The following is a 24,762-nucleotide window of genomic DNA, read 5'->3' as shown; positions in this document are numbered from 1 at the left end:
TATGCAAGTAACACTTGCATTTTTACAGCATTATTGTTAAAGTAGGAATGTAAGTAACACTTGCATCTTCTTCTATGGTAATGAGCGATCGCTCGTTACAAACCACAACCAGTGTTGTCGGCACTGGACTAACAAAAATTTAAAGGTAACATTCATGACAACATCAGCTGTCAATGCTGAGAGTAAGCAGCCACTTGCTCTTAGTTGGATTAACGTGGCATTTTTTGGTACAGTTCATGCGGTGGCGATCGCCGCATTTTGGAATTTTTCGTGGTCTGCATTAGGAGTGACGCTATTCCTCCATTGGTTATTTGGCAGTATTGGTATCTGTTTAGGCTACCACAGGCTTTTAAGCCACCGCAGCTTGCAGGTATCGCCTAAGTGGGTGGAATACGCGATCGCAACTTGCGGCGCGTTAGCTATTCAAGGAGGACCAATTTTTTGGGTAGCAAGTCACCGACTGCATCATGCGCACACTGAAGATAACGACAAAGATCCTTACTCTTCAAGGCGTGGCTTTTGGTGGAGTCATATGCTGTGGATCTTCTATCCCCGCCGAGAGTTTTTTGAGTTTGGCAACTACAAACGATTTGCTCCCGATCTTGCCCGCGATCCTTACTACAATTGGTTAGACCGCAATTTTCTCCTCTTACAAATTCCGCTTGGTATCGTGTTATATCTTTGCGGCGGGTGGTCGTTTGTCATCTACGGAATTTTCGTTCGTTCAGTGATCTTGTGGCACACAACTTGGTTAATTAACTCTGCAACGCACTTACGTGGTTATCAAAACTTCCCAGTCGATGATAACTCGCGAAATCTTTGGTGGGCAGCAATTTTAACCTACGGCGAAGGTTGGCACAATAATCATCACGCTTACCCCAATGTGGCAAAAGCGGGACAGCGCTGGTGGGAAGTTGATATGACTTGGTGGGCAATAAAACTTTTACAAACTGCTGGTTTAGCTAAAAAAGTTGTTATGCCAGTAACTAAAGCTTAAAGCCTAAAATGCCCTAGCTTGATAGCCAAGAATTGAAGTTAGGGCATTGTTTTTTGTGCTAGATGACTTCTCAAATCAAGTTTTGGATCAGCCTAGCAATTAAAGTTATGCCAATTCCTTAAAAAAGAGCTACAAATATAGTCCTAATAGTTATATCAACCTAAATCCTAGTAAATAAATTCAATTACCAATTACCAATTACCTATTTTCAGAACGTGATTGAGCCTTAGTATGATTGTCTGGAGTTGCCATTTCTTTGTTGTTCAATCCGCCGACTTCTGCCAAAGTGTAAAGTGGTCTTCCTTTGACTTCTTCGTAAATACGTCCGACGTACTCGCCCAAAATGCCGATACTCACAAGTTGAACAGCGCCGATAAAGAAGATGGCTACTAGAATAATCGCAAATCCTTCTAAACGCGAACTTGGCACAAAAATTCGCCAATAGAGTACTAAAAGTGCCATCAAAATTGCGACGATCGCCGCCAGTAATCCGACATAAGTCGATAGTCGCAGCGGTACTTTAGAAAAAGATACTAAGCCGTTGACCGCTAACGCTAATGATTTGGTGAATGTGTATTTCACTTCTCCCGCAAAGCGCGGATCGCGTTCAAAGCGAATCGCTGTTTGATGAAAACCTACCCACGATCGCAGTCCACGAATGTAGCGATTTCGCTCAGGCATAGCATTGAGAACATCTACCACCTGGCGATCCATCAAACAAAAATCACCTGTATCGGTGGGAATATCCACATCGGCTAAGCGTTTGAGGAGACGATAAAAGAAATAAGCTGTAAACCTTTTGAACCAACCTTCTTGACGGCGTTGCGTGCGTTGGGCGTAAACAACTTGATATCCTTGTCGCCACTTCTCGATCATGTCAGGAATTAATTCGGGCGGATCTTGTAAATCTCCATCGAGTACGATCGCCACTTGTCCGCGTACAAAGTTTAAACCTGCTGTCACCGCAATTTGATGACCAAAGTTCCGCGCGAGACTCAGGTAACAAACGCGCGAGTCTTTATCGTGGAGTTCGCGCAAAAGTTGCAGTGAGCGATCGCGACTACCATCATTGACTAAGATTAGTTCGACGTCCCCATCAAGCCGCTCCATCACTTTATAAAGGCGTTGATACAGCGCTGGAATCGTTTTTTCTTCGTTGAAAATGGGAACGACTATTGAATACTTAGGCAACTTTCTAAATTTGTGAGCGTTGAATGAATATTGTAAAGTCTCTCACAAAAAATCAACGCAATTTTCTGATATAGTTTTCTTTATGGTGGGGGTTTTTTGATTTATTTTCTGGAGCCTAGCGACTAAAGTCGGGGCTTTAAACACAAAGTCCACCTTGCGTAGACCAAGAAAATAATATCCCTGACTTCTTCTTTCACCGCCCCAGCTTATTCGGAATTCCACTACAACCACCAGGAACTGTTGCTCTGGTTTTTTCTCCACCCCAAGCACAGCAATAATAGCGCGTTGATTCGGACATTCGCTGCACGTTTGTGAAATCCGCACCTTCAATGACAGCGCCGGTGTATTCCCCTGTTTTGTAATTTGGTGGTTCCGTGCGGCTGCGCGGGCTAGCGGTTTCAGCAGCACCGTAGAACAGACGAGTTCCCTTGAAATCTGCACCATTGAACTTAGCATCTGCTAGAATTGTGCGGGCGAAGTTGGCACGGACTAAGTCACAGCGACTTAGGTTCACGCGAATGAGATTCGCATCGCTTAAGTCTGTCCACCGTAAATCGGTACCGGATAGATCCGCACCAGCAAGCATGACTCCTAAGTCGATAACGCGCACTCCAAAAACACGGTCTTCGGCATAGCCACCGTCACCATTGAGAATTGCTCTACCTAAACGCGAGTCGCGCTTGAGCGGGGTGAGTAACCTGGAACTAGAAAGAAACCGCAAAATTTTAGCTTTACCATCGCGATCGACACTACTTAAAATTGCTGCTGTTCGACCTTCGGCTAAGGCTCGTTCTTGCGGCCAATCTTCTAACAATCCTTCATCATCTAATACGAGGTCAGAAATTCCCTGAAAGTAGCTATCAATTGTTTGCTGCTGCGTGATCAAGTTTTGCTGAACAGTAAGCAAGTTCTGTTGAATTGTTAAATCTTTAGAAATAACGTATTGTCGCCACGCGACAAAAACTGCAAGCACCGCAATTAAAATTTGTCCTAACGCCCCAACCCATTCCGCAAGCGTGCCAAAAGCTTCCCAGTTAATCTGGCTACCCCAAATGAGCAAACGGCGATGGATACCAGTGAGTTCGACAATGCCGAATAAGGCGGCAATAATCCCTGCTATGGCAACAAATAGCGATCGCTCTTGCGTGGAGAACAACTCGCGGATCGCAGCTTGTAACGAGGGTAGTAGTACTGCTATCGACAGGAGAAGGCTAAGCACAACTCCAAACCAAGCAACTAATTCGTTACCCAACGCTAGCCCAATCATAGTAATGGCGATCGCAATGAGCGTAATCCCAGCTGCTTTGAGATCAGGAATGCGGTTTCCCTGCTGTGCGGTTGTCAAACGGTTGATAGTTGCTTGCTGCTGCGATGATTGCATTGAGGCAAGTGCTGCTAATGCCTGTTGTGAGAGTGAACCTTTGGGCGCAAGTTCAATATTTTGAGCGCGATCGGACAATTCGTCGGGCTGCGGCTCAACGGCTGGAGGAGGCGAAACTGAATTGGGCTGGGGGGAATCTGGTTCAAGCGACATGATCTTGCGTCACTAAGCTTAAGCACAATAGCTGTTTTATCGTAACTGCTGTGCGGCACTCTCGGCGATCGCTACTTTTGGCTAAAAGAGTGCTAATCGTGATATGTTCTTCTGCCGATAAATCCTTCATAATGAGCAATGTTGATTTAGTTTTGATTTTGAATGTGTTCCATCTGACATGTATTGGCTTACAGAGCGATTGTGTTTTTAGAACAGATTGAGCAAAGATGTGGAGTGAATATTAGTAGTTTAGTGTTGTGTGTCAAGTGTCTTTAGTTAGGTATGATTGTTCATAAGTTTTCTTGTTGGCAACATCATTATATATACTGATAAATTCTACAAAAGCGTGTTTTATTTATTACATTCTTAACTATAATTAGCGTTAGTTAGCGATGAATTGGTTGCGATCGCAACTCGTGCATAATCTATAGTTAATTGCGAGTAAAAGCCAGAGCTAAAGTAGTATCCCTCAATATAGTGAGCAGTGTAGCTTAAAGTATTAATGGTTTCAGAAATAGGTAGATATCGAGTCATTCCTGCTGCAATCAAGTTGATTTTCGTGTGAGGAATCGTGGTGAAACAACAATTATGTAACGGCTTGTGGTTGAGCCTTTCTGTAGTGATGACCATCGCTCAGCCGGTTGAAGCTGATACCATTCAAAGTACTCCGGTAGATAAGAACACATTTTTGCGACAGCACAATATCAGTTACGATAGCTCGTTACTCAGTTTAACTCCGACGACCGAACCTGTAGGCACTGCCGCATCTAGCCTTCAAAAAGGGGGTTTAACGGCTGAAATTATGGCGCAGAATAATGTTCCGCCTACAGACAATCGCAACATCGTTGTCCCTACGGTTCCTACTCCAGCGACGCCAGGAACTGCTGCACCAACTGCGCCTGAGGTGCGTCCTCCAGCACAAACGCCTAATTATCTCAATCCTAGTCCGAATCCACTACAGTTTCCCACGCGCCCAGAAGAAGTCCGAATTCAAGGAACTCAGCCTATTACTTTTCAACAAGCACTAGAACTCGCGCAGCGAAATAATCGACAACTCCAAGTTGCAAGGCTCAATTTAGAGCGGAGTCGTGCTGCTTTACGCGAAGCCCAAGCTGCTTTGCTTCCCAATGCTAGCCTCAATGCAGGGCTAAATCGCTCTCAGTCGGCGCAACCTAACCAAGGGTTTCCTGAACAAGAAGCTGGAGCTAGTACAGTTTTCAATGGTACGGCACAATTGAGCTACGATATTTACACATCAGGAGAAAGAAGCTCGCGGATTCGGGCAGCAGAAGAGCAAATCCGTTTAAACGAATTGCAGCTAGAGCAAACCGCACAACAACTGCGGCTAGACGTTGCCAACGACTACTACAATTTACAAGCCGCCGATGAGTTAGTCCGCATCAACCAATCAGCTGTGACGAACGCACAAGCAAGCTTACGCGACGCCCAAGCGTTAGAACAGGCTGGAGTGGGGACGCGATTTGACGTACTGCGGTCTGAAGTTCAACTTGCCAACGCAACACAAGAATTAACAAACGCTTTGAGCCAACAGCAAAATAGTCGCCGCCAGTTAGCTGCACGGTTGAGTTTAGCACAGTCGGTAAGTCTTGCGGCAGCCGAGCCAGTTCAAATTGCTGGTTTATGGAACTTACCGTTAGAGGATAGTATTGTCCTCGCGTTTCGTAACCGTGCAGAACTGCAACAGCAATTAGCGCAACGTAACATTAGTGAAGCACAGCGACGGATCGCACTATCACAACTAGGACCACGCGTGAGTGTCTCAACAAATTACAACGTGCTTGACGTTTTTGATGACGGTTCGGGTCTTGCCGATGGGTATTCGTTAGGCGCTAATGTGTCGCTGAACTTGTACGATGGAGGAGCCGCCCGCGCCCGCGCTCGGCAAGAAGAAGCAAATATTGCGATCGCCGAAACAAATTTCGCGGATACGCGTAACCAAGTCCGCTTTGAGGTCGAAGAAGCCTACAATACCTTACAGTCAAACTTAGCCAATATTCAAACAGCTTCGGTTGCCCTAGAACAAGCTAGAGAAGCCCTACGATTAGCACGGCTACGCTTCCAAGCTGGAGTAGGAACGCAAACCGAAGTCATTGACGCAGAAAATGACTTAACGAATGCCGAAGGCAACCGAGTCACCGCGATTTTGGACTATAACCGTGCTTTGGCAAGGCTACAACGGGCAATTAGCTCAGGTCAACCACGTTAGGAGGGATCAGGGGTCAGGGGAGTTATGAGTATTGAGTTATATCATCTCCGGTTAAATCATTAGATTAGTGGTTAGTGACTAGTAACACCATTTCACCAAATAAAAACTACAAATCATTTCTCCTCTGCCCCTCTGCTTCCCTGCTCACCTACACCTGAAGCTCCCTGATCTCCGACCTCTGATCCCTGATCCCTCTAATTTCCTACCTTAGGAGCCGTCGAATCGACTTTGGAGGTGATAAACTTTTCTGGATTTTGTAAAAACGATTGGCACTTGTTTTCTAACACCACACAAATATTGCTCAAAGTTTCTTGGTAGCGTTCAATATCGCTTTGTTCTAAGAAGAGTTTTGCGGCTTGCTTGAGGTCTGTCAGCGCATTAGAATAACCTTTAGTATCAGTATTGCTACTTTGGGCGATTTCATAGCGGACAATGCCCCGTTTCATATACGCTTCAGCGGCTCGCGGGTCGAGTTGCAAAGCTTGATTAAAGTCGTTGAGCGCTTCTTGATAACCTGGATGCAGCATATTTTTGCTGTTTTGTGCCAGTTTATGATATGAGATACCTCTTTTCACGTAGGCTTCGGCATTTGCTGGATTTAGCCGTACGGTCTGGTCAAAGTCAGCGATCGCGGCCAAATAACTTCTATCGACATCTTTACTGTATTTAGCAGTGTCATGACGGACAATACCACGACTTAGATACGCTTGTTCAGCGGCTGGATTGATTTGCAGCGCTTGATCGAAGTCCGCGATCGCAGCTTGGTATTCCTGGTTCGGATTGCTGCTGTGTTGGGCTATCTCGTAACGCGCATTACCTCGATTGACGTAGGCGTTGGCATCATTAGGATTGTAAAGTAGAGCGCGATTAAAGTTTTCAATTGCTCCTTTATAGTCACCGAGTTTGTAGTGAAACTTGCCTTGGTCGTAGTAAGCGATGGAAATTTGATTACCATTGAGTGTCGGTTGTGGTGTCGCTGGTTGTGCTTCGCTGCGATCCGGAAACAGATTAGCAAAGGTTTGTGGGGAAATTCTGAAGTCGTAGGCAATTACCATAATTTCCAAAAACACTAACGCGCCTGTGCCGATCAAACCCCACATCAAAGGCTTAACTTTCTTCTTACTATTTGCCTTACTCTTTGCTACTAGCTTCGCTGTTGGGGTAGCCGCAGCTGCATTAAAAGCTGATAGCACTTGCTGCTGATAATCTCTTTTTGGTAAGACGGTACGCTTGCGCTTTAGCGGTTGGAGGTGTTGTCCTGCGCGCACAGCTTGTACCGAGGGGAAAGGATCGCGTCCGCCAAGCTTTACCGTGCGATCGCACCAAGGACACGAACTGAGATGGTTGCTGTAACGGTGCTGGTTATTCGTTGCGCAAGTTGTCAGTGCTTGTTCGGCTTCAATTAATGCTGCTTGCCATGCTTGAGTATTCGGTCGCGCTTTAGGATGATGATAACCCTCCTCAAAACAACGCCAGAAAAGTTGCTGTAAAGTGGGATGCAGCAATTCAAAAGGTGGCGCGATCGGTGTTGGTACATAAGGGACACGCTTGCTTTTGCTGTAGACAAAGTGTCCTGCACTAATTCGCGCTGAATACGAAGGAGGATCGCCAATTCCTTGATAAATCCCAGAAAACGGGTGCGTTCCTTCCATTAAAAGTTGAAACAACAGTACCGCTAAGCCGAAAAGGTCGTGTTCTGGTTTACGCTCAAAGTGCGCGAAGTTTTTTCCTTGCAACTCAGGCGGGGTAAATTCTGCCTTACCGACTCCGCAACGATAGACATAACCACTTTTTGGATCTGGGACTTGAAATGAATCAGTGTCTACGAGTGTAATCAAGGCAGTATCACTTACCAAAATATTTGACTCGTTGATATCTCCAATACAATAGCCCCGCGAATGCAACGCCCCCATCGCGGTTACAAGATTTCGCGCTGTACGATGTAGATAAAGATAGTTAAAGAAAGGACAGGTTTGGCGGCGAGTTTTTGGGTTATAAAACTCAACAATTGAGTGCATCTTGTGGACGCGAGGCATTAAAAAGCCAATAACGCGATCGCCGTCTCCAATTAATAAATCGGTGGGCCAAGCAATCGAAATATGCCCTTTTGCTGCCGTCGGATTTTCTGGAGGGTTGGCAAGCATTGCCAGCAGCTTTTGCGCGTATGCTTTCGTTGGCTTGTGATACAGTTTGGCGACAAGTTGGTCATCGTCTGGCAATACAAAAACTCGCGCCTCGCCCCCATGTCCTACAACTAACTTGGGGTCTATGGTAATTTTTTGTTTGTTCGATTGACGTTGCAACCGCATAGCCCAATATCAACTCAATGTTGCTAATAAAAGCGTTAAATCGTCGTCTGTCCGTTCGGTAATTTTTGGCGAACGCAAAAAAGCGACTAATTGTTCTTTAGCTTCGGTTTCATCTTTGATCTGAGCGACAAAATGAAACAATGGTGAGAAAAACGGCACATAAGGTTTTCCTTGATTTAATTCTAAAGCTAGCATTTGCAGTCCATCGGATAACAAAGCAATCTTAGCGGTTTTTCCTTGCCAAAGCGTAAGTTGTGCCGTGTCGAGTGCTTGTGGCGAGACAAGAAAAGTTGTTTCGTTGATATATTCTCCAAATTGCGGTGCTGTCAAGGCAATCAAATTACCTTGGCGATCGCTAGCAACAGCGACACCATCGCCAATTTGTGCCGCAACGACCAAGTTCGGTGTGGCTACGACAATAATCAAAGTTGTTGCTAGTTCGCGGGCTGATAACTGACACGCAACGGCTTCGGCTTCTACGGTTGTTCTTGCTGCGGCGAGGGCATTGTTTAACACGCTGCGCCATTCATTGTCATCCGCAGGCAAGGGTGAGGTTGTTAAGCGATCGCACACTGTTTCTACGGCTGTTTGTGCCGCAACAATTGCCCCGACTTTGCCTAGGTTTGCTGACCCCGCACCATCCGCAACGGCAGCGACTAAAATTCCGCTAGGTAACTTTTGCCAATAATGTGCATCTTGGCACAGTTGCCCTACTTTTTCGTGACCCCTACCACGCACTGACGCTGCTGCCACACGCCAATGAACTTCTTCAATTGTCTTATTTTGTTTGAAGAAGTCATTTACATTCATTGCATCTCACTCAATTACTCAATCAATAATCCGGTTAATCAAGGCAATCGACTATTGTCCTTAATCTTATGTCAGGAAGTCTTTATTCTCTTTATAGTACTCATCTCGTGTAACTCTATGCTCTACTTTGCAATGGTTTCGACTTTCTTCATCTTGACTTCACAAATAATTTAATTAAATTCATACAAGTTCATAACTAGTGCTCGTTGGCATAGGGCGACGCATCACGTACGGCAGAGGTCAGAGGTGAAAATCAGTTAGGGTAATGGTTATTCGTAACTTCAATGTCCTAACTACCCCAACGAGACTGCTATATAAAGTGGACTTGCGGCGGTGTGATTTTGTGCCATAATCCCTGCAATACAGTCTAGAAATGGTTGATTAATCTACAGCCAGCCTTGCGCGTCGCTTATTCATCCGCCCAAACTCCACAACAATGTTTTTCGTCGCTTTTTGTCAAAAATGCACAGCAAACAATTCTGCAAAGCGTGCGCGTTTAGACGGATGCTTAACCGCTGTAGGTTTTGTGCTATTAGTCTGAGCATTATGTATAGTCGTGCAACTTGCTGTCGATGTTAAAAAGCTTACAGTTTCGATAAGTAGCCGCGTAGAGGAAGCGTCGCCATCTTTTTTTTGATGATGAAAGACAAACATCCTCTTGCGTCAAATGAGCTATAGACGAAAGGTTGCTAATATAGATGGTTAACATCATTTTCAGTTCGCCAAACCTTGGAGACTTCATGTAAAATTCATGTAACTCAATGAACTAATAGTACAGAGGTGAGTCAACATTTTTAAACTTATAGAAAGACTTTGTTTTTTTGTTTACCATCTTTTTATGAAAAAGTTGATTGCTCTTAGTTAAGAAATAAACTAGAAAGTTGTTTAACTTTTATGCTGGTAAAAATAAGATTTTAAATTTAAAGTTATTACTTAATGAAATTGTATACTTCACCAAGGTTTCAGTTGTAGATGGCTATTCATGGCACGTTTCAAAAACTACGTCCTTTAAGCTTACTTGCCAATTTATGTAGTAGTTACGATAGCGTCTGTCTAAAAGTGACCAGTAATACAGTTACTTGGTTTATTTATGTGAAACAAGGCAAAATTCTTTATGCTTCGCATACGGTGGACCCTTGCGATCGCCTTGATTGTTATTTGCGACGCTTTAGTTATCATACTGCTACACTCAACAGCGAAATCCGTTCGCAACTGCGCTTAAGGTTTGACAATGCATCAGAATTACATCCCGAATATCAAGCGATTTGTTGGTTATTTGACAATCAATACCTCAATCAAAATCAAGCCGCAGCTTTGATTGAGTATCTCGTAAAAGAGGTTGTCGAATCCTTTCTCTTGATTCAAGAAGGTAGCTACGAACTTGACGAAAAGTATGATATATTACCAGCCGAGTTTTGCCAACTTGATTTGCAGCCAATAGTCAAACATTGCCAACCAAGAATCAAATCTTGGCAATCTTTAGCACCTCAACTTTGGTCTCCCTATCAACGTCCTTACCTAAATAATCAACCAAATATAAAAGAACAACTCACCGCAGAAACACAACATAAACTAAGCTCGATCCTTAAAGGTTTTAGTATTCGTCACTTAGCTGTTTTACTCAATCAAGACGAACTACAGCTAGCACAAAGTTTATATCCTTATATTAAAATGGGGAGTATCATCTTACACGAGCCTCAACCACCTTTTGAGCAACTTCCAAGAACATATGAACCTCCAGTAGAAAGTCAACTTGCCGTTCAACTTGCTAGCCCTGTGAGGGTTGAAAACAAACCTTCAACCATACATAACACCAATAAGAATATTAATAGCGATAATAAACAAACCACTTCGTTAACTAAAGCTACACCTAATAACCAACTACCTGAAGTCACGCAGCGGAATAATAAACCAATTGAGAGATTTGTAGTACCTCCAAGTAAAGCTATTGAAAGATCGGCTAAACCGTTAGAGAAAATTATTACTTCGCACACTAAAAAAGCAGCATACAAAATCGTATGTATTGATGATAGTCAGGCAATGTTACGCGAACTAGGTCATCTTTTGGATGACGAAAGTTTTGATGTATTTACAATTAACGATCCTGTCAAAGCACTTATGCAAGTTGTCAGGATCAAGCCAGATTTGATTTTATTAGATATCAAAATGGCTAAAATTGATGGTTATGAATTGTGTCGTCTTCTCCGCAATCATTCTTTATTTAAGAGTACACCAATTATTATGGTGACAGGAAGTACAGGAATTATTGATAGAGTCAAAGCTAGATTTGTAGGCGCGTCTGGCTATCTCACCAAGCCGTTTACTCAATCAGAATTATTTAAAATAATCTTTCGGCATTTATCTTGAGTCATCTTTAGTATGATTAAATTAATATTAATTATTAAAATCTGAGGAAAATACAAGTGGCTACAGTTTTAGTAGTTGAAGATACTTTGTCAGAATTAGAATTAATAAGTAATTACCTTCGCGAAAGTGGCTACAGTGTTATTGGTGCTACCAGCGCGAAAGAAGCATTGCATAAAGCTGTAGAACAAAAACCTGATGCAATTGTTACAGATATCGTTATGCCAGGTATGAGTGGCTTTGAATTATGCCGTAAACTAAAAAATAATCCAGCTACAGAACAATTACCAATTATTATTTGTAGTTCCAAAGATCAAGAGATTGACCGCTTTTGGGGGATGAAACAAGGCGCGGCTGTTTATGTCACAAAGCCTTTTACCCGCGAAGAATTAGTTCGTGCTGTCAAATCAGTCGTTGCTTAAATCTTATGGATATTCCTATTCTGACACCACAGCCGCATCAGTCAGAAACCAATGTGGGTGGTTCTTATTTGAGATTTCAGATCAACGCGGATACGCCAGCGCTTCTCGCGATGAAGTATGTGCAAGAAGTCTTAGTTGTGCCGACGACACGGATAACGCCGATGCCGAATATGCCTGAGTGCATATTAGGATTATTTAATCGCCGCAATCGTATTTTGTGGGCAGTTGATTTAGCACTGATGTTGCTTGCACAACCGATTGACGCGAGTAGTCAACAATACCACATTCTTATTATGCGAGTTGGTGAAACTCCGCTAAGCTTAATTGTACGAGAAATTAAAGGAGTCACTAGAGTTACATCGAATTTACAACCCTCAGCCGGAGAAAGCAGCGCACTACTTCCTTACCTAGAAGGATATATTTGGCAACAACAAGAGAAATTGCTGGTGTTAGATGCAAAAGCAATTATAAATTCTCCCAGTTTACATAACTACTAGTTGTATAGTAGTCGAGCAAACACTGATTGGAGCGGATATGGCAACCCGATTTAAACAGGAATCAACGAGTAGGCATCAACACAAAACTGCAAATCATCTTGACAACGATCGCCATAGTATTAATGATATCCCCAACCGCGTTCAACCTCAATCAGGGTTAGATGTTAATCACTCGTCAATTCAACCGTTGCGTAAGTTAGGTTTACCTTTTTGGCAGCGACTCAGCTTAAAAACTAAAGCGACTACCCTCGCGATCGCCCTCAGCACGTTACCGATCGTCATTATTGGCGCAACGGCGTATTATATCACAAATAAGGGCATTACGAACAACGTTACGCAACAGCAACAAGCCCGCGCGATCGCTTTAGCTGGTCAATTTGATAATTTTATTGCACAACGCTATCTCGATATTCAAAACCTGGCGCAGTCGAGTATGTTAAGCGATCCTGCCGTGCGGGCAATCGTACCGACGCAAGCGAAACAATTTAATTTAGAGCAATATATTAAAAATAATCCTGGCTACGACAATATTGTTGTTATTGACCCTGCCGGTCAAGTGATTCTGCAAACTGCGGGAGAAGGCATCGCCAACTATAGCAATGTAGATTATTTTCAACAAAGTATTAGAACCAAGCGCCCCGTAGTTACACCACCGAGAAAGTCGTTATTAACCGGCGAGTATTCAATTTATGCCGCAGCCCCTGTGATTGATACAACAACTGGAGAAGTCTTTGCGGTAGTGCGATCGCGGACTCCGGTGCAATACTTTAATGAAATTCTGCACGCTGAAGCGAAAACCTTAGCCCGAACCGGAAACAGTTTCGGCGTTGAAGAATACTTTGCCATTAATGACTTGGGCAAAATTGTTGTGGCTCCAACCGAACACCTAGACTATATCGGTGAAGACGCGCAAGCCGTATTTCCCCGCGTTGCGCCGCGATTAGCGAATAATACGTCCGTCGGCAGTATCATCGACCGCGATCGCATCGAGCGTCAACAGTATTTAGTATCGTACACCCCTATCCGTCAAATTGAAAGTCAAACCGACTTGAATTGGAGTGCGATGGTTGCCCTACCTACAGCGCAAGTTTTCGCCGCCCGTCAAGGATTATTTTTACCCTTCTTCTTGGGAACGAGTGCGATCGTATTACTTATTGGTGCGATCGCTGCTTACTTAGTTAACCGTGCCTTACGTCCCGTCGTCAACGCTTCGCTAGCAGTGCAACAACTCGGAAACGGACATCTCAACACAAGATTGAGCGTACATGGCAAAGATGAATTAGCGATGCTCGGTGCTAACATCAACAACATGGCAGACCAACTGCAAGGTTTACTGCAACAGCAAGAAGAAGTGACCGAACAAGCGCAACTATTTGCAGATGTTACCTTTCGGATTCGTCGCTCGTTGAATGTAGACGATATTCTCAAGACAGCGGTGAAAGAAGTTAGAAAAGTTCTCAGATGCGATCGCGTTGTGATTTATCGATTTAATCCTGACTACAGTGGTACCGTTGTTGCGGAATCTGTCGCACCTGGCTGGACACAAGCATTAGCAGAAATCATCGACGATCCTTGTTTCAAAGACCGACACATTCAACAATATAAAAATGGTCGCGTGCGCGCCATTGATAATATCCATCAAGCAGGTTTAACCGATTGTCATATCAAAACTTTAGAACGATTTGAAGTTAAAGCCAACTTAGTCGCGCCTATCCTCAAAGACAACCAATTACTGGGGTTACTGATTGCGCATCACTGTGCGACAACCCGCGCTTGGCAACAAGCTGAAATTGATTTATTCACGCAGCTAGCAACTCAAATCGGATTTGCACTCGATCAAGCCTATCTTCTAGAACAAGTAGAAAAAGCGCGCGCAGTCGCTGAAGAAATTTCTCGGGAACAACGACAGCAAAAAGAAGCACTTCAGCAGCAATTGCTAGGATTACTCAGCGATGTCGAAGAAGCAACCAAAGGAAATCTTACAGTACGTGCAGAAGTCACCGCAGGCGAAATTGGTACTGTAGCCGACTTTTTTAACTCGATCATTGAAAGCTTGCGCCAACTCGCAACCGATGTCAAAACAGCCGCAACTCAAGTGAATGTTGCCGTTGCCGAAAATCAAGGCGCGATGCATCAATTAGCCGATCAAGCCTTACAACAAGCCGAGGCGATCGCGCATAGTCTTGACTCTTTAGCACAAATGACCGATTCGATTCAAGACGTCGCCGCCAGCGCCCACCAAGCCGCAGAAATTACGCGCACAGCTTCGCTAACCGCACAAGTGGGCGGAGTCGCTATGAACCACACGGTAGATAGTATTTTAAACCTACGCCAGACTGTCGCCGAAACCGCAGGCAAAGTCCGCCAGTTAAGCGAATCCTCGCAACAAATTTCTAAAGTCGTTTCTTTGATTAACCAAATTGCGCTGCAAACCAACGTCTTAGCGATTAACGCTAGCATAGAAGCAAATCGTGCAGGTGAAGAAGGTAGAGGCTTTGCTTTGGTAGCAGAAGAAATCGGCGAACTTGCCTCGCAGTCAAGTGCTGCAACAAAAGAAATTGAGCAAATTGTGGAAAATATTCAACGCGAAACGGTTGAAGTTGCCCACGCGATGGAACTCGGTACAAATCAAGTAGTTGAAGGAACAAATTTAGTTGAAGATACGAAGAAAAATCTCAAGAAGATCTTTGATGTCTCGCGCCAAATCGATCAATTAGTTCAATCAATTTCTCACGCAACCATTGCGCAAGCCCAAACTTCACAACAAGTTACCCAATTAATGAAAGAAATTGCAACAGTTTCTGAGCAAACCGCAAATTCGGCACAGCAAGTTTCTGGCTCTTTACAACAGACAACCACTATCGCCCAGCAATTACAAGCTTCCGTTGGTGCCTTCAAAGTCGATGATGAAAGTTGAGTCTTTCATTTATAGCAACGGTCAATAGAGTTAGGAAATTGTAAAAGTTTCTCGTACATAGTTTACCCTTGTTTCCCTGCCTTAATAAAACCCTGACCTCTGACCTCCGACCTCTGACCCCTGCTTAATCACATGGTAAAGGATAAAGAACTAGAAATCCGGCTATCGTTTCTTGAGGAAGCTCAAGACTATTTAAACACGATTGAAACCGGAATTATGGTTGCATCTGCACGCGAAGATCGTCAACAAATGGATGCGGTGCTACGCGCTGCACATTCCATTAAAGGTGGCGCAGCGATGATGGGGTTTCCTGTATTAAGCGATCTCGCGCATCGTTTAGAAGATTTTTTTAAAGTTTTAAAAACACAGCAACTGCCAATTGATGCTGAGTTGGAAAGTTTATTATTGGCAGGTGTCAGTTGCTTGCGACAAGCGATCGCTATCTATCATCAAGGAACAACGCTTGACGAACAATGGCAACAAAACAACGTCGATCCGGTTTTTTCTCAGCTACAGCAACGTCTAGGAAATGCAACAACGGTTGATAGCAATGAGTTGCTCTTGCCAGAAGATACGCAAGATATGCAAACTTTAGTCTTTGAAACCGAAGTCGAAGAATGCCTGCAACGATTAGAAGCTATCTTAGCAGACCCGCAACACCCTGGACTCTTTGAAGAAACTTTCACAATCGCGCAGGATTTTGCCAGCTTAGGGCAAATGTTTCAACTTTCTGCGTTTCAAAGCTTGTGCGAATCAATTAGTCGCAATCTTGAAGCATCCCCCGATCGCGTTACAGAAATTGCAAGTTTAGCTTTGCAAGAATGGCGGCGATCGCAAGCAGCAATTCTACTTAACCAAGGCACTGTACCAGCAACAATTCCTTTTGATGACGTTAAGAATAACGATGTAGAAACCGCACAAGCCGAACTCGAAGCCCTTCTTGATTTACTCTCCGATCCAGAAACCGAGGCGAATCCTCAAGAATTTCAGCAGACATTAGCTTCAATTACTCTCCAACCTCCGCAAGAATCAGAAAAAAAATCTGTTCATTTAGCTTCAGAGTCTGATTCAGGTTCTCTTGTCAAAGAGCAAGATAAAACAGTTCGCGTTTCGATTGATATCCTCGAACACCTTAATGATTTATTTGGAGAACTCACAATCGAGCGTAACGGAATTAATTTGTATTTGGAGCGTTTAAGAAATTTAGTTAAAATTTTAGATGGTCGAGTTCGGACGTTAAAAAACCTTGATACTCGCTTATCCGCAGCTTATGAAAAAAATAACTATTCGCATATAGACGCTGCTGATAGGTTTAACAACTATAGCATAGAACAAGAAACTAATTCTATTGCTAGATTTTCCACCGAAACTTCTAATCTCCGAACTTTAACCGATGAGGTTATGGAAAACATTTTTCGTATTCAAGAAGTCGCTGATGATATTAGTCTTAGTATTGAAGATACGACACAAACTGTCAGCGAACTCAATCGCACAGCAAAGCAGATACAAACAAGCTTGACACAAGTGCGAATGCGTCCTTTATCTGATTTACTAAATCGATTTCCGATATTTTTACGCGAGCTTTCATTACAGTACAACAAAAAAGTTGACTTAAAAATTCAAGGCGGCGAAACTTTAATTGAACGGAATATTTTAGAAGCATTAAACGATCCTTTAATGCATTTATTACGTAATGCCTTCGATCATGGAATTGAAGATCCGCAAACGCGGCGATCGCACGGTAAATCAGAACAAGCCACTATCAATATTAAAGCCACTACGCGCGGTAACCAAACGATCATTAGCGTTAGCGATGATGGTAGGGGAATTGATTTAGACGCTATCCGCGCTAAAGCACAACAACTCGGTTTAGATGCAAATGCGCTGAAAACTGCTAGCGAACAAGAACTTTTAACGCTGATTTTTGAACCAGGATTTAGCACCGCGCAGCAAGTAACAAATTTGTCTGGTAGAGGTGTCGGGCTTGATGTTGTGCGCACGAACTTAAGCAAAATTCGTGGGGATATTAAAGTTGATACGCAGCTTGGTGTAGGTACAACTTTCCATCTTAATGTACCGATAACACTTTCTATCGCGAAAGTTGTTCTTGTTGAAAGTAACGGAATGCTTTTAGCATTTCCGACAGATGCGATCGAAGGAATGCTCTTGCTTAACTCTGAACACATTACCACAATTGCTGGTGATGAAATGTTTAGTTGGGAAAACGATACAATGCCTTTAATTCGCTTGGGACAATGGCTTGTATTTCGTGGTTCGACGCACAAAAAATCTCATGCAGCCACTGTACCAATCATGAGTGTTCCCACGGTATTAAAAATTATCCAAGGTCATGAATTAGTCGCTGTGCAAGTAGATCGTTGCTGGGGCGAACAAGAAGTCGCAATTCGCCAAGTTGAAGGCGCGATCGCCATGCCACCTGGATTTTCTAGCTGTACAATTTTAGGTGATGGTCGCGTTGTTCCTTTAGTGAATCCATCAGCTTTACTGCATTGGGTTTCTACTTGTCAGAAATCAGTAAAATTAGAACAAACCGAGACAACTAATACAAAAGTTCAAAGTCATAAAAACACAATTTTAGTCGTAGACGACTCGATTAATGTACGTCGTTTTTTAACTTTATCTCTAGAAAAAGCTGGCTACCGTGTTGAAGAAGCGATCGACGGACAAGATGCGCTAGAAAAACTTTTTAGTGGCTTGCAAGTAAAAGCTGTGATTTCTGATGTTGATATGCCTCGCCTTGACGGTTACAGCTTACTCGCCCAAGTTAAATCAATTGCGAATCTCAAGCAAATACCTTTTGTAATGTTAACTTCGCGTCAAGGACAAAGAGAGCGTCAACTTGCGCTCAATTTAGGTGCAGCAGCTTATTTTTCTAAGCCTTTTAATGAGCAAGAATTACTCCAAAGTTTACAGTTGGTTTTAAATTGAAAATATGATATTCATTGTCATCAGCCATAGGTAGAAAAAGCATTATCAACTTCAGCACTTTTCTATGCTGCTAGTTCATGTCGTAAGGCAATAGCAACAAATTCGTTACGACTGCAAGCGTGTCCTTGCTGTACTGCGCGATCAGTTGCTTCTAAAAGCTCGGTAGGCACACTTAATGTAGTACGCACTAAACGATCCATACAGCAACTTTTAATTGATGATGATTCTATTATCACTTGAGCGCGATCGCCTCAAGAATTATTTCCTTAATCGCCTGCGCTGCGAATTCAAGTGATACAATTATCAACCAAGCTAGGGGTGTCTGGATGTCCAGGCTGAGATCAAACCCTGAGAACCTGAGACCGGTTCATACCGGCGGAGGGAAGCTGTTACTAGAGGAACTCAATAATGCGTACAGAATGGATCGCGAAGCGTCGCGGGCAAGCTAACGTGACACAGATGCACTATGCTCGTCAAGGCATAATTACCGAAGAGATGCGCTATGTCGCCCAACGAGAAAATCTACCAGCAACGCTGATTCGAGAAGAAGTTGCGCGGGGACGCATGATTATCCCCGCTAATATTAACCACACCAACTTAGAGCCGATGTGTATCGGCATTGCCTCGAAGTGCAAAGTTAATGCGAATATTGGCGCAAGTCCTAACTCTTCTAACTTAGATGAAGAAGTTGCGAAACTCAACCTCGCAGTTAAATACGGTGCGGATACCGTGATGGACTTATCTACAGGTGGTGGGAACTTAGATGAAATTCGCAGCGCCATCATCCAAGCCTCACCCGTACCAATTGGTACAGTACCCGTCTACCAAGCACTCGAATCGGTTCACGGCACAATCGAGAAGCTGACTCCTGATGACTTTCTGCACGTGATTGAAAAACACGCACAGCAAGGAGTAGACTATCAAACGATTCACGCTGGAATCTTAATCGAGCATTTGCCATTAGTGCGCGATCGCATCACCGGAATCGTCTCGCGCGGCGGTGGCATTCTTGCACGGTGGATGCTGCATCATCACAAGCAAAATCCGCTTTACACGCACTTCCGTGACATTATCGAAATCTTCAAAAAATACGACGTTTCTTTCAGTTTAGGCGATTCGTTACGTCCTGGATGCACGCACGATGCATCTGACGCGGCACAACTTGCCGAACTTAAAACCTTAGGACAACTGACGCGCAAAGCATGGGAACATGACGTGCAGGTGATGGTTGAAGGTCCAGGTCACGTACCGATGGATCAAATCGAGTTTAACGTCAAAAAGCAAATGGAAGAGTGTTCCGAAGCACCCTTCTACGTTTTAGGACCCTTAGTAACCGACATTGCGCCTGGTTACGACCATATCACCTCGGCGATCGGCGCAGCAATGGCAGGCTGGTACGGCACCGCAATGTTGTGCTACGTCACGCCGAAAGAGCATTTAGGACTACCTAATGCTGAAGACGTCCGTAATGGCTTAATCGCCTACAAAATCGCCGCCCACGCCGCCGATATCGCGCGTCATCGCCCTGGTGCTAGAGATCGCGACGACGAATTGTCGCGCGCGCGTTACAACTTCGACTGGAACCGTCAGTTTGAGTTAGCGCTCGATCCAGAACGCGCCAGAGAATACCACGACGAAACTCTACCCGCAGATATTTACAAAACTGCCGAATTCTGCTCAATGTGTGGTCCTAAATTCTGTCCAATGCAAACTAAAGTTGACGCCGATGCGTTGACAGAATTAGAAAAGTTCTTGGCGAAAGAAACCGTAACTCAAAGCTAACTATAGCCTACGCTGTACATACAAGTCTAGACTGGCGTCGCTCCAAGCTTTTTCGCCCCCTTGCATCCCCCACCTGTGGGGGACTTTGAAGTAGAACTGGCTCGGAAGTCCCCCAAATTGGGTGGTTGGGGGGCGGTTCGCCAAAGACTTTTTATATCCCACCATTTGTGTGTATACCGTAGCTAACTATAGCAGAGGTCGGAGATCAGGGAGTTCAAGGTGCAGAGGAAGCAGAGGAAGAATGTGTTTTCTATATAACTCACCACTAGCCACTCACTCCTCGCTCCCAACTTCCTTTAATCTAGTTCCTGAAAACGCCGTTGAATGTCTGCGATTGTCAGTACTGATTGAAATTGCAATCCGGCTGATGCATAAAGTTCTGCACCTCCTTGCAGGCGATCGACGAGCGAAATAACATGATTGACGCTGTAACCCGCATCTTTAAGCCTTTCTGCGGCTTTTAATGCCGATCCTCCCGTTGTCACGACATCTTCTAACACGACAACACTCGCGTTTTCTGGTAAATTTGGACCTTCAATATACGCTCTTGTACCGTGTCCTTTTGCTTCTTTGCGGACAATCAATGCGGGTATTGGGCGATTTTCATACGCTGATACCACACTAACAGCTGTCACAATTGGATCGGCACCCAAGGTTAAACCAGCGACAGCTTGAGTATCAGGTGGTAACAAAGAAACAACAATCCGCCCGATCGCTAACGCTCCTTGAGGATGTAGCGTGACTTCCTTACCATTAATGTAGTACGAACTGTGCTGCCCAGAAGAAAGCACAAAGTCTCCTTCGCGATAAGCTAACCGGCAGAATAAATCTAAAAGGTGTTGGCGAAGACTTGTAAGATCAGCAGTTATTGCCCAATTATCGGATGCTGGCTGCGACGCAGTTTGATTAATCATCAGTGTGTCAACGGTGGTGGCTAAGCAAAAGTTAAGCTAAAAAGAGTTTAAATTCCAGCATAAATGAAGACTGCGTTAGAAAGTGAGGTTGAATCTATGCGTTTCGCGTACAAATGTTTAACGAGTTTAATTATTCTTGCCGCTATCCCGACTGCGGCGATCGCCCAAACAGCACCCGTAGAGCCAACACGCAGCGAAACAATACCAGAGGCATTCTACCGCGCCTTTTTTACAAACGCACCTGATTTTTATCGCAATCGTTCTTTACTACGGCAACTAAACTCCTTGTTTGGGATTGGTTCTTTTACACGCAACAGTTATCCCGAAAATGAATACATACGCGACGCGCGGCTCATTAACATCTTGTACCAAGATACGCTCCAACAACAAATCGGCAATACAACGCTGCGTACGCCTGATTTACAAAATCCTTATGACTCATCGCTATTCTCACAACCCCCCGCACAGGTGACACCAACGAACATTACTCCAACTGATACAGAAGATAGCAACCAAAACGAGAGCGATAGCCCACCGGTAGAAGTTCCTGCCGAAGACATCCCAATCGAAAACGATTTGGAAGGTGAAACGGAAAGTCCTGAAGTTATACCTTTTGAGTAGGTTTTATAAAAAGTCGGCAGTGCAGGAGTTGAACCTGCCTAAGGCGAATTATGAGTTCGCTGCCTCAACCGCTCGGCCAACTGCCGGAATTTTCTTTTATATTATCAACGACAACGCACTTGTGTGGACAAAATGTGTTGTTACCGCTGACATATTAACATATCATTTTTATACTATATTATTGCCTATTTAATGTAGTCGATGTCATTGTTGATGTTGTGATTTTCACAATAAAATAATGCAATAGGCACAGCAAACGATATGTTGAGCAGCAACTTGTATATTTTAGATAACCAATGAAAATAAACTCTACTGTAGCGCTCAGTTTGCTCTTGTTAGTTCTTATGGCGATCGCAGGTTATGTAAGTGCAGTATGGGGATTTAGTATTGGTAGTGAAGCCCTTGAGAGTGTGACTCAACCAGATACGCGTCCGGTAAATAAAGGTAAAATTGCTCAGGGAGCCTCGCAACAGCAGCGGGCGGTGGTGATGTTAAATGAGCAAGATATCCTCACCAACGTTCGCGCCAGAATTGAAGGCAAAGGCAAAAACGCCAAACCAGAAAAACCACAGCCGCAAACAACCGATACGCAATCGTCTAACACAACACCAAAAGCGCAGTTAGTCGTAGACGCAAGTCAACCAGGGTTTCCGATTGTCAATCGCGATCGCGACGTTGTTTTAGAAGTTCTATCCGCGCAATATGTGGGTGGAACATTACAAATAAAAGTGAACCTCAAAAACGAAGGCGATCGCACGGTGCGCTTTTTGTCAAGTTTTATGGATATTACAGATAATCACGGACGCGCGTTAACAGTAAATGCTGAAGATTTACCCGAAAAGTTAGCCCCCGATGGCAAACCGGTATCCGGCGTACTAAGTATTCCCGCAACCGCGCTTGATGATGTGGAAAACCTCTCGCTACGTTTAACCGACTATCCTCAGCAGCAACTCAAACTGCAAGTATCGGAAATTCCTGTCAAAATTTAAGTGTTGTATCTTATTGGGGCAAGGCGGACAACAATGCCACGAGGCAGAATGTTGAAACCAAACTGATGTCTCACTTGCCGATAGTTGCCTGTTTTGTTCCGCTTTTGGCTGTATCACCGTTGTTTATCTCAGACATATGGCTGCGCCTGCTTTCGGTATTGTTGCTGATTGCAATTAATGCCTTTTTTGTGGCAGCAGAGTTTTCTATGGTGTCCGTGCGGCGATCGCGCATCCACCAATTGGTAGAAGCTGGAGACGCACCCGCGATCACGCTCCAATCACTCCAGCATAGTATCGAGCGCTTGCTGTCTACTACTCAATTAGGAATTACGTTATCGAGTTTGGCACTCGGTTGGATTGGCGAGAGTACGATGGCTGTTCTTGTCGCTACGGGGCTAGCACAGTTACCCGTGCCAGATGCGCTGCGGATGCGGTTGGCGCACTCACTCGCGATTCCCTTAGCTTTTCTCCTTGTCGCCTATCTCCAAATCGTTTTAGGGGAACTTTGCCCCAAGTCAGTCGCATTGCTTTACTCGGAACGGTTGGCAAGGTTGCTAGCACTTCCTGTAAAAGCGATCGCGCGTTTCTTTACGCCATTTATTTGGGTTTTAAATCAATCAACACGCTTGCTGCTACGCGTTGTCGGAATTCAATACACGGGACAAGCTTGGCTATCTCCGGTGACTTCAGAAGAGTTACAGTTAATTATTGCCACCGAACGCGAATCAACCGGCTTAGAAGCCGAAGAACGCGAACTATTAAATAATATCTTTGAATTTGGCGATGTCACCGCTGAAGAAGTTATGATACCGCGCACAGGAATTGTGGCTTTATCCGAAGAAGCGACGTTTCAAACTTTACTCAAAGAAATGGCAACGACAGGGCATTCACGCTATCCTATCGCAGGTAAATCGTTAGATGATATTCGCGGGATTGTTCACTTTAAGGAACTGGCAAAGCCACTCGTTTTAGGTAAATTATCGCTTGATACAAAAATTCAACCTTGGATACAACCTGCGAGATTTGTCCCCGAATATACTCCGTTAAGCGAGTTATTGCCATTAATGCAGCGATCGCATTTACAAATGGTTATCGTTGTCAACGAATTTGGTGGTACTGTCGGTTTATTGACCATTCAAGATTTAATTGCTCAAATCATTGGCAATGCTGGCGAACTCGCAAGAACAAATGAGTTACTCGTCCAAAACTTGGATGAGCAAACTTTTTTGGTTCAAGCACAAATGAACCTCGAAGAACTCAACGAATTATTACAGTTAAATTTACCCTTAAGCGACGACTATCAAACACTGGGGGGATTTGTTCTCTACCAACTTCAAAAAGTCCCTGCGATCGGGGAAACTTTACACTATCAGAACTTAGAATTCACCGTCGTCTCAGCGCAAGGTCCTCGTTTACAACATATCCGCATTCATCGTCCGCAAGCGATGCAGACTAATGAGTATCAAGAGTAAGAAGGTGAAGGGCAAGAAGAAATTATCATCAATAACTTTAGCAAGCGATCGCTTTTGACACCGTATTTTTTGCGCGATGCATCTGGAGATGTATAGATGAAGGTACAAAGAGTTATTTTCTAGAACCTAAAATTCTTATACATCCTGCCTTTTGCCTTAATTTTAGACTACAATAAATCGCCAAGAAGCTATTAGTAAAAATATTCTCAAAATGCGATCGCTTCTCCTCACTATTCTAAGTATAAGTACTTTGCTTGTTTCATTGTTATCTTCTACAGCACAAGCAGTACCGCAGCCCTCAACCGAGCCATTGGAATTGAGCTTGTTAGAGCCAGGCGCACCGCTAAACAATAGATATGTAATTACAGCAAATACAATTTCTCAAAGCGACCTCACAGTTCCTAGTTTATGGTGGGCAAGAGAACAGTTTGCGAGTCAACTTTTAGACAATTGGATCGCTTATCCGGCGGATGGTACTAATGCTGGACGCATTGACTTGATTGTTAACCGACGCCTTTGGAATGCACTTGACTACCTCCAACGCTACGAATTTGTCAATCATTTTGGTACAGTAGCGAGAGATTTCGGTTACAACATCCGCGTGTTTAATTATCAACAAGAACTTTTAGCAACCTATACGTGTGATTTCACCGTAAATCTTCAATGCCAAATCGACCATCTCAACACCACAGGAAGACCAGGATTGCGGCGAATTGGTGAAGGTCAAAATGGTACGATGCGACAACTCGATACAGAATCAGAGTAGA

At 44.0% G+C, this 24,762-nt stretch carries 19 protein-coding genes, 1 tRNA gene and 1 riboswitch; of the genes, 12 read left to right on the top strand and 8 right to left on the bottom strand.

Going from position 1 to position 24,762, the window contains the following annotated elements; genetic code table 11:
* The first annotated feature begins 154 nt into the window (after nt 1-154).
* Complete coding sequence (locus tag GLO7428_RS01385; RefSeq protein WP_015186765.1) at nt 155-997, top strand: fatty acid desaturase; 843 nt, start codon at nt 155-157, stop codon at nt 995-997.
* Nucleotides 998-1,195: 198 nt separating this feature from the next.
* Here the strand turns inward: GLO7428_RS01385 and GLO7428_RS01380 are convergent, their stop codons facing one another.
* The 3 genes from GLO7428_RS01380 to GLO7428_RS27595 all read right to left on the bottom strand — a co-directional run bounded on the left by GLO7428_RS01380 (nt 1,196) and on the right by GLO7428_RS27595 (nt 3,852).
* Nucleotides 1,196-2,188, bottom strand: coding sequence for a glycosyltransferase family 2 protein (locus tag GLO7428_RS01380; RefSeq protein WP_015186764.1), 993 nt, complete (start codon nt 2,186-2,188; stop codon nt 1,196-1,198).
* 193 nt (nt 2,189-2,381) lie between these two features.
* On the bottom strand, nt 2,382-3,722 hold the full coding sequence (locus tag GLO7428_RS01375; protein ID WP_015186763.1) for a pentapeptide repeat-containing protein: 1,341 nt from the start codon (nt 3,720-3,722) through the stop codon (nt 2,382-2,384).
* Nucleotides 3,712-3,852: a hypothetical protein gene (locus tag GLO7428_RS27595; RefSeq protein WP_015186762.1), complete on the bottom strand. Its 141-nt coding sequence runs from the start codon at nt 3,850-3,852 to the stop codon at nt 3,712-3,714. Before GLO7428_RS27595 ends, GLO7428_RS01375 begins: the two co-directional genes overlap by 11 nt.
* A gap of 441 nt (nt 3,853-4,293) precedes the next feature.
* Between GLO7428_RS27595 and GLO7428_RS01370 the strand changes: the two genes are divergently transcribed.
* Complete coding sequence (locus GLO7428_RS01370) at nt 4,294-5,949, top strand: TolC family protein (RefSeq protein ID WP_231295533.1); 1,656 nt, start codon at nt 4,294-4,296, stop codon at nt 5,947-5,949.
* A gap of 194 nt (nt 5,950-6,143) precedes the next feature.
* Here GLO7428_RS01370 and GLO7428_RS01365 read toward each other — a convergent pair whose 3' ends face one another.
* Together GLO7428_RS01365 and GLO7428_RS01360 are read right to left on the bottom strand one after the other, a co-directional pair.
* A complete protein-coding gene (locus GLO7428_RS01365) occupies nt 6,144-8,258 on the bottom strand; it encodes a tetratricopeptide repeat protein (RefSeq protein ID WP_015186760.1) in 2,115 nt (704 codons plus the stop codon).
* 9 nt (nt 8,259-8,267) lie between these two features.
* Nucleotides 8,268-9,068 carry a PP2C family serine/threonine-protein phosphatase gene (locus tag GLO7428_RS01360; protein WP_015186759.1) on the bottom strand — a complete coding sequence of 267 codons (801 nt, stop codon included), beginning with the start codon at nt 9,066-9,068 and terminating at the stop codon, nt 8,268-8,270.
* A 972-nt stretch (nt 9,069-10,040) separates the two neighbouring features.
* On the opposite strand from GLO7428_RS01360, the gene GLO7428_RS01350 reads away from it, so the two are divergent.
* From GLO7428_RS01350 to GLO7428_RS01330, 5 genes are all read left to right on the top strand, one after another.
* A complete protein-coding gene (locus tag GLO7428_RS01350; RefSeq protein WP_015186758.1) occupies nt 10,041-11,435 on the top strand; it encodes a response regulator in 1,395 nt (464 codons plus the stop codon).
* Between the two features lie 56 nt (nt 11,436-11,491).
* Entirely contained in the window at nt 11,492-11,854 is a 363-nt protein-coding gene (locus GLO7428_RS01345; protein ID WP_015186757.1) for a response regulator transcription factor, read from the top strand.
* 5 nt (nt 11,855-11,859) lie between these two features.
* The gene (locus GLO7428_RS01340; protein WP_015186756.1) at nt 11,860-12,351 is read left to right on the top strand and encodes a chemotaxis protein CheW; all 492 of its coding nucleotides are present in this window, start codon (nt 11,860-11,862) and stop codon (nt 12,349-12,351) included.
* Between the two features lie 37 nt (nt 12,352-12,388).
* The gene (locus GLO7428_RS01335; RefSeq protein ID WP_015186755.1) at nt 12,389-15,268 is read left to right on the top strand and encodes a methyl-accepting chemotaxis protein; all 2,880 of its coding nucleotides are present in this window, start codon (nt 12,389-12,391) and stop codon (nt 15,266-15,268) included.
* Nucleotides 15,269-15,400: 132 nt separating this feature from the next.
* The gene (locus tag GLO7428_RS01330) at nt 15,401-18,217 is read left to right on the top strand and encodes a hybrid sensor histidine kinase/response regulator (protein WP_015186754.1); all 2,817 of its coding nucleotides are present in this window, start codon (nt 15,401-15,403) and stop codon (nt 18,215-18,217) included.
* Nucleotides 18,218-18,279: 62 nt separating this feature from the next.
* Here GLO7428_RS01330 and GLO7428_RS28230 read toward each other — a convergent pair whose 3' ends face one another.
* Complete coding sequence (locus tag GLO7428_RS28230; RefSeq protein WP_015186753.1) at nt 18,280-18,417, bottom strand: ribbon-helix-helix domain-containing protein; 138 nt, start codon at nt 18,415-18,417, stop codon at nt 18,280-18,282.
* A 104-nt stretch (nt 18,418-18,521) separates the two neighbouring features.
* Nucleotides 18,522-18,618, top strand: a riboswitch (TPP riboswitch).
* 7 nt (nt 18,619-18,625) lie between these two features.
* On the opposite strand from GLO7428_RS28230, the gene thiC reads away from it, so the two are divergent.
* The gene (gene thiC / locus GLO7428_RS01325) at nt 18,626-19,999 is read left to right on the top strand and encodes a phosphomethylpyrimidine synthase (RefSeq protein ID WP_015186752.1); all 1,374 of its coding nucleotides are present in this window, start codon (nt 18,626-18,628) and stop codon (nt 19,997-19,999) included.
* A 296-nt stretch (nt 20,000-20,295) separates the two neighbouring features.
* Here the strand turns inward: thiC and pyrE are convergent, their stop codons facing one another.
* A complete protein-coding gene (gene pyrE / locus GLO7428_RS01320) occupies nt 20,296-20,913 on the bottom strand; it encodes an orotate phosphoribosyltransferase (protein ID WP_015186751.1) in 618 nt (205 codons plus the stop codon).
* Nucleotides 20,914-21,009: 96 nt separating this feature from the next.
* Here pyrE and GLO7428_RS25795 point away from each other — a divergent pair, with 96 nt between their 5' ends.
* The gene (locus GLO7428_RS25795) at nt 21,010-21,534 is read left to right on the top strand and encodes a hypothetical protein (RefSeq protein WP_015186750.1); all 525 of its coding nucleotides are present in this window, start codon (nt 21,010-21,012) and stop codon (nt 21,532-21,534) included.
* A 13-nt stretch (nt 21,535-21,547) separates the two neighbouring features.
* Here the strand turns inward: GLO7428_RS25795 and GLO7428_RS01310 are convergent.
* Nucleotides 21,548-21,620: transfer RNA gene (locus GLO7428_RS01310), tRNA-Ile, on the bottom strand.
* A gap of 210 nt (nt 21,621-21,830) precedes the next feature.
* Between GLO7428_RS01310 and GLO7428_RS01305 the strand changes: the two genes are divergently transcribed.
* The 3 genes from GLO7428_RS01305 (at nt 21,831) to GLO7428_RS01295 (ending at nt 24,761) form a co-directional block, all read left to right on the top strand.
* Entirely contained in the window at nt 21,831-22,523 is a 693-nt protein-coding gene (locus GLO7428_RS01305; RefSeq protein ID WP_015186749.1) for a hypothetical protein, read from the top strand.
* Nucleotides 22,524-22,588: 65 nt separating this feature from the next.
* On the top strand, nt 22,589-23,995 hold the full coding sequence (locus GLO7428_RS01300) for a hemolysin family protein (protein WP_015186748.1): 1,407 nt from the start codon (nt 22,589-22,591) through the stop codon (nt 23,993-23,995).
* Nucleotides 23,996-24,245: 250 nt separating this feature from the next.
* Nucleotides 24,246-24,761, top strand: a complete 516-nt coding sequence (locus GLO7428_RS01295) for a hypothetical protein (RefSeq protein WP_196797437.1) — start codon at nt 24,246-24,248, stop codon at nt 24,759-24,761.
* The last annotated feature ends 1 nt before the right edge of the window (nt 24,762 follow it).

It is taken from the genome of Gloeocapsa sp. PCC 7428, from assembly GCF_000317555.1.
GTDB lineage: Bacteria > Cyanobacteriota > Cyanobacteriia > Cyanobacteriales > Chroococcidiopsidaceae > Chroogloeocystis.
Note: the sequence above shows the minus strand (reverse complement) of the source record. Positions and strands in the feature narration are given on the sequence as shown.

Excerpts from the sequence above, each read along its gene's own strand:
- GLO7428_RS01335 (WP_015186755.1), top strand. The coding sequence starts at position 12,389 with ATGGCAACCCGATTTAAACAGGAATCAACGAGTAGGCATCAACACAAA.
- GLO7428_RS01385 (WP_015186765.1), top strand. The coding sequence starts at position 155 with ATGACAACATCAGCTGTCAATGCTGAGAGTAAGCAGCCACTTGCTCTT.
- GLO7428_RS01300 (WP_015186748.1), top strand. The coding sequence starts at position 22,589 with ATGTCTCACTTGCCGATAGTTGCCTGTTTTGTTCCGCTTTTGGCTGTA.
- GLO7428_RS01350 (WP_015186758.1), top strand. The coding sequence starts at position 10,041 with ATGGCTATTCATGGCACGTTTCAAAAACTACGTCCTTTAAGCTTACTT.
- GLO7428_RS01360 (WP_015186759.1), bottom strand. The coding sequence starts at position 9,068 with ATGAATGTAAATGACTTCTTCAAACAAAATAAGACAATTGAAGAAGTT.
- GLO7428_RS25795 (WP_015186750.1), top strand. The coding sequence starts at position 21,010 with ATGCGTTTCGCGTACAAATGTTTAACGAGTTTAATTATTCTTGCCGCT.
- GLO7428_RS01305 (WP_015186749.1), top strand. The coding sequence starts at position 21,831 with ATGAAAATAAACTCTACTGTAGCGCTCAGTTTGCTCTTGTTAGTTCTT.
- GLO7428_RS01365 (WP_015186760.1), bottom strand. The coding sequence starts at position 8,258 with ATGCGGTTGCAACGTCAATCGAACAAACAAAAAATTACCATAGACCCC.
- GLO7428_RS28230 (WP_015186753.1), bottom strand. The coding sequence starts at position 18,417 with ATGGATCGTTTAGTGCGTACTACATTAAGTGTGCCTACCGAGCTTTTA.
- GLO7428_RS01330 (WP_015186754.1), top strand. The coding sequence starts at position 15,401 with ATGGTAAAGGATAAAGAACTAGAAATCCGGCTATCGTTTCTTGAGGAA.
- GLO7428_RS01375 (WP_015186763.1), bottom strand. The coding sequence starts at position 3,722 with ATGTCGCTTGAACCAGATTCCCCCCAGCCCAATTCAGTTTCGCCTCCT.
- pyrE (WP_015186751.1), bottom strand. The coding sequence starts at position 20,913 with ATGATTAATCAAACTGCGTCGCAGCCAGCATCCGATAATTGGGCAATA.
- thiC (WP_015186752.1), top strand. The coding sequence starts at position 18,626 with ATGCGTACAGAATGGATCGCGAAGCGTCGCGGGCAAGCTAACGTGACA.
- GLO7428_RS01340 (WP_015186756.1), top strand. The coding sequence starts at position 11,860 with ATGGATATTCCTATTCTGACACCACAGCCGCATCAGTCAGAAACCAAT.
- GLO7428_RS27595 (WP_015186762.1), bottom strand. The coding sequence starts at position 3,852 with ATGAAGGATTTATCGGCAGAAGAACATATCACGATTAGCACTCTTTTA.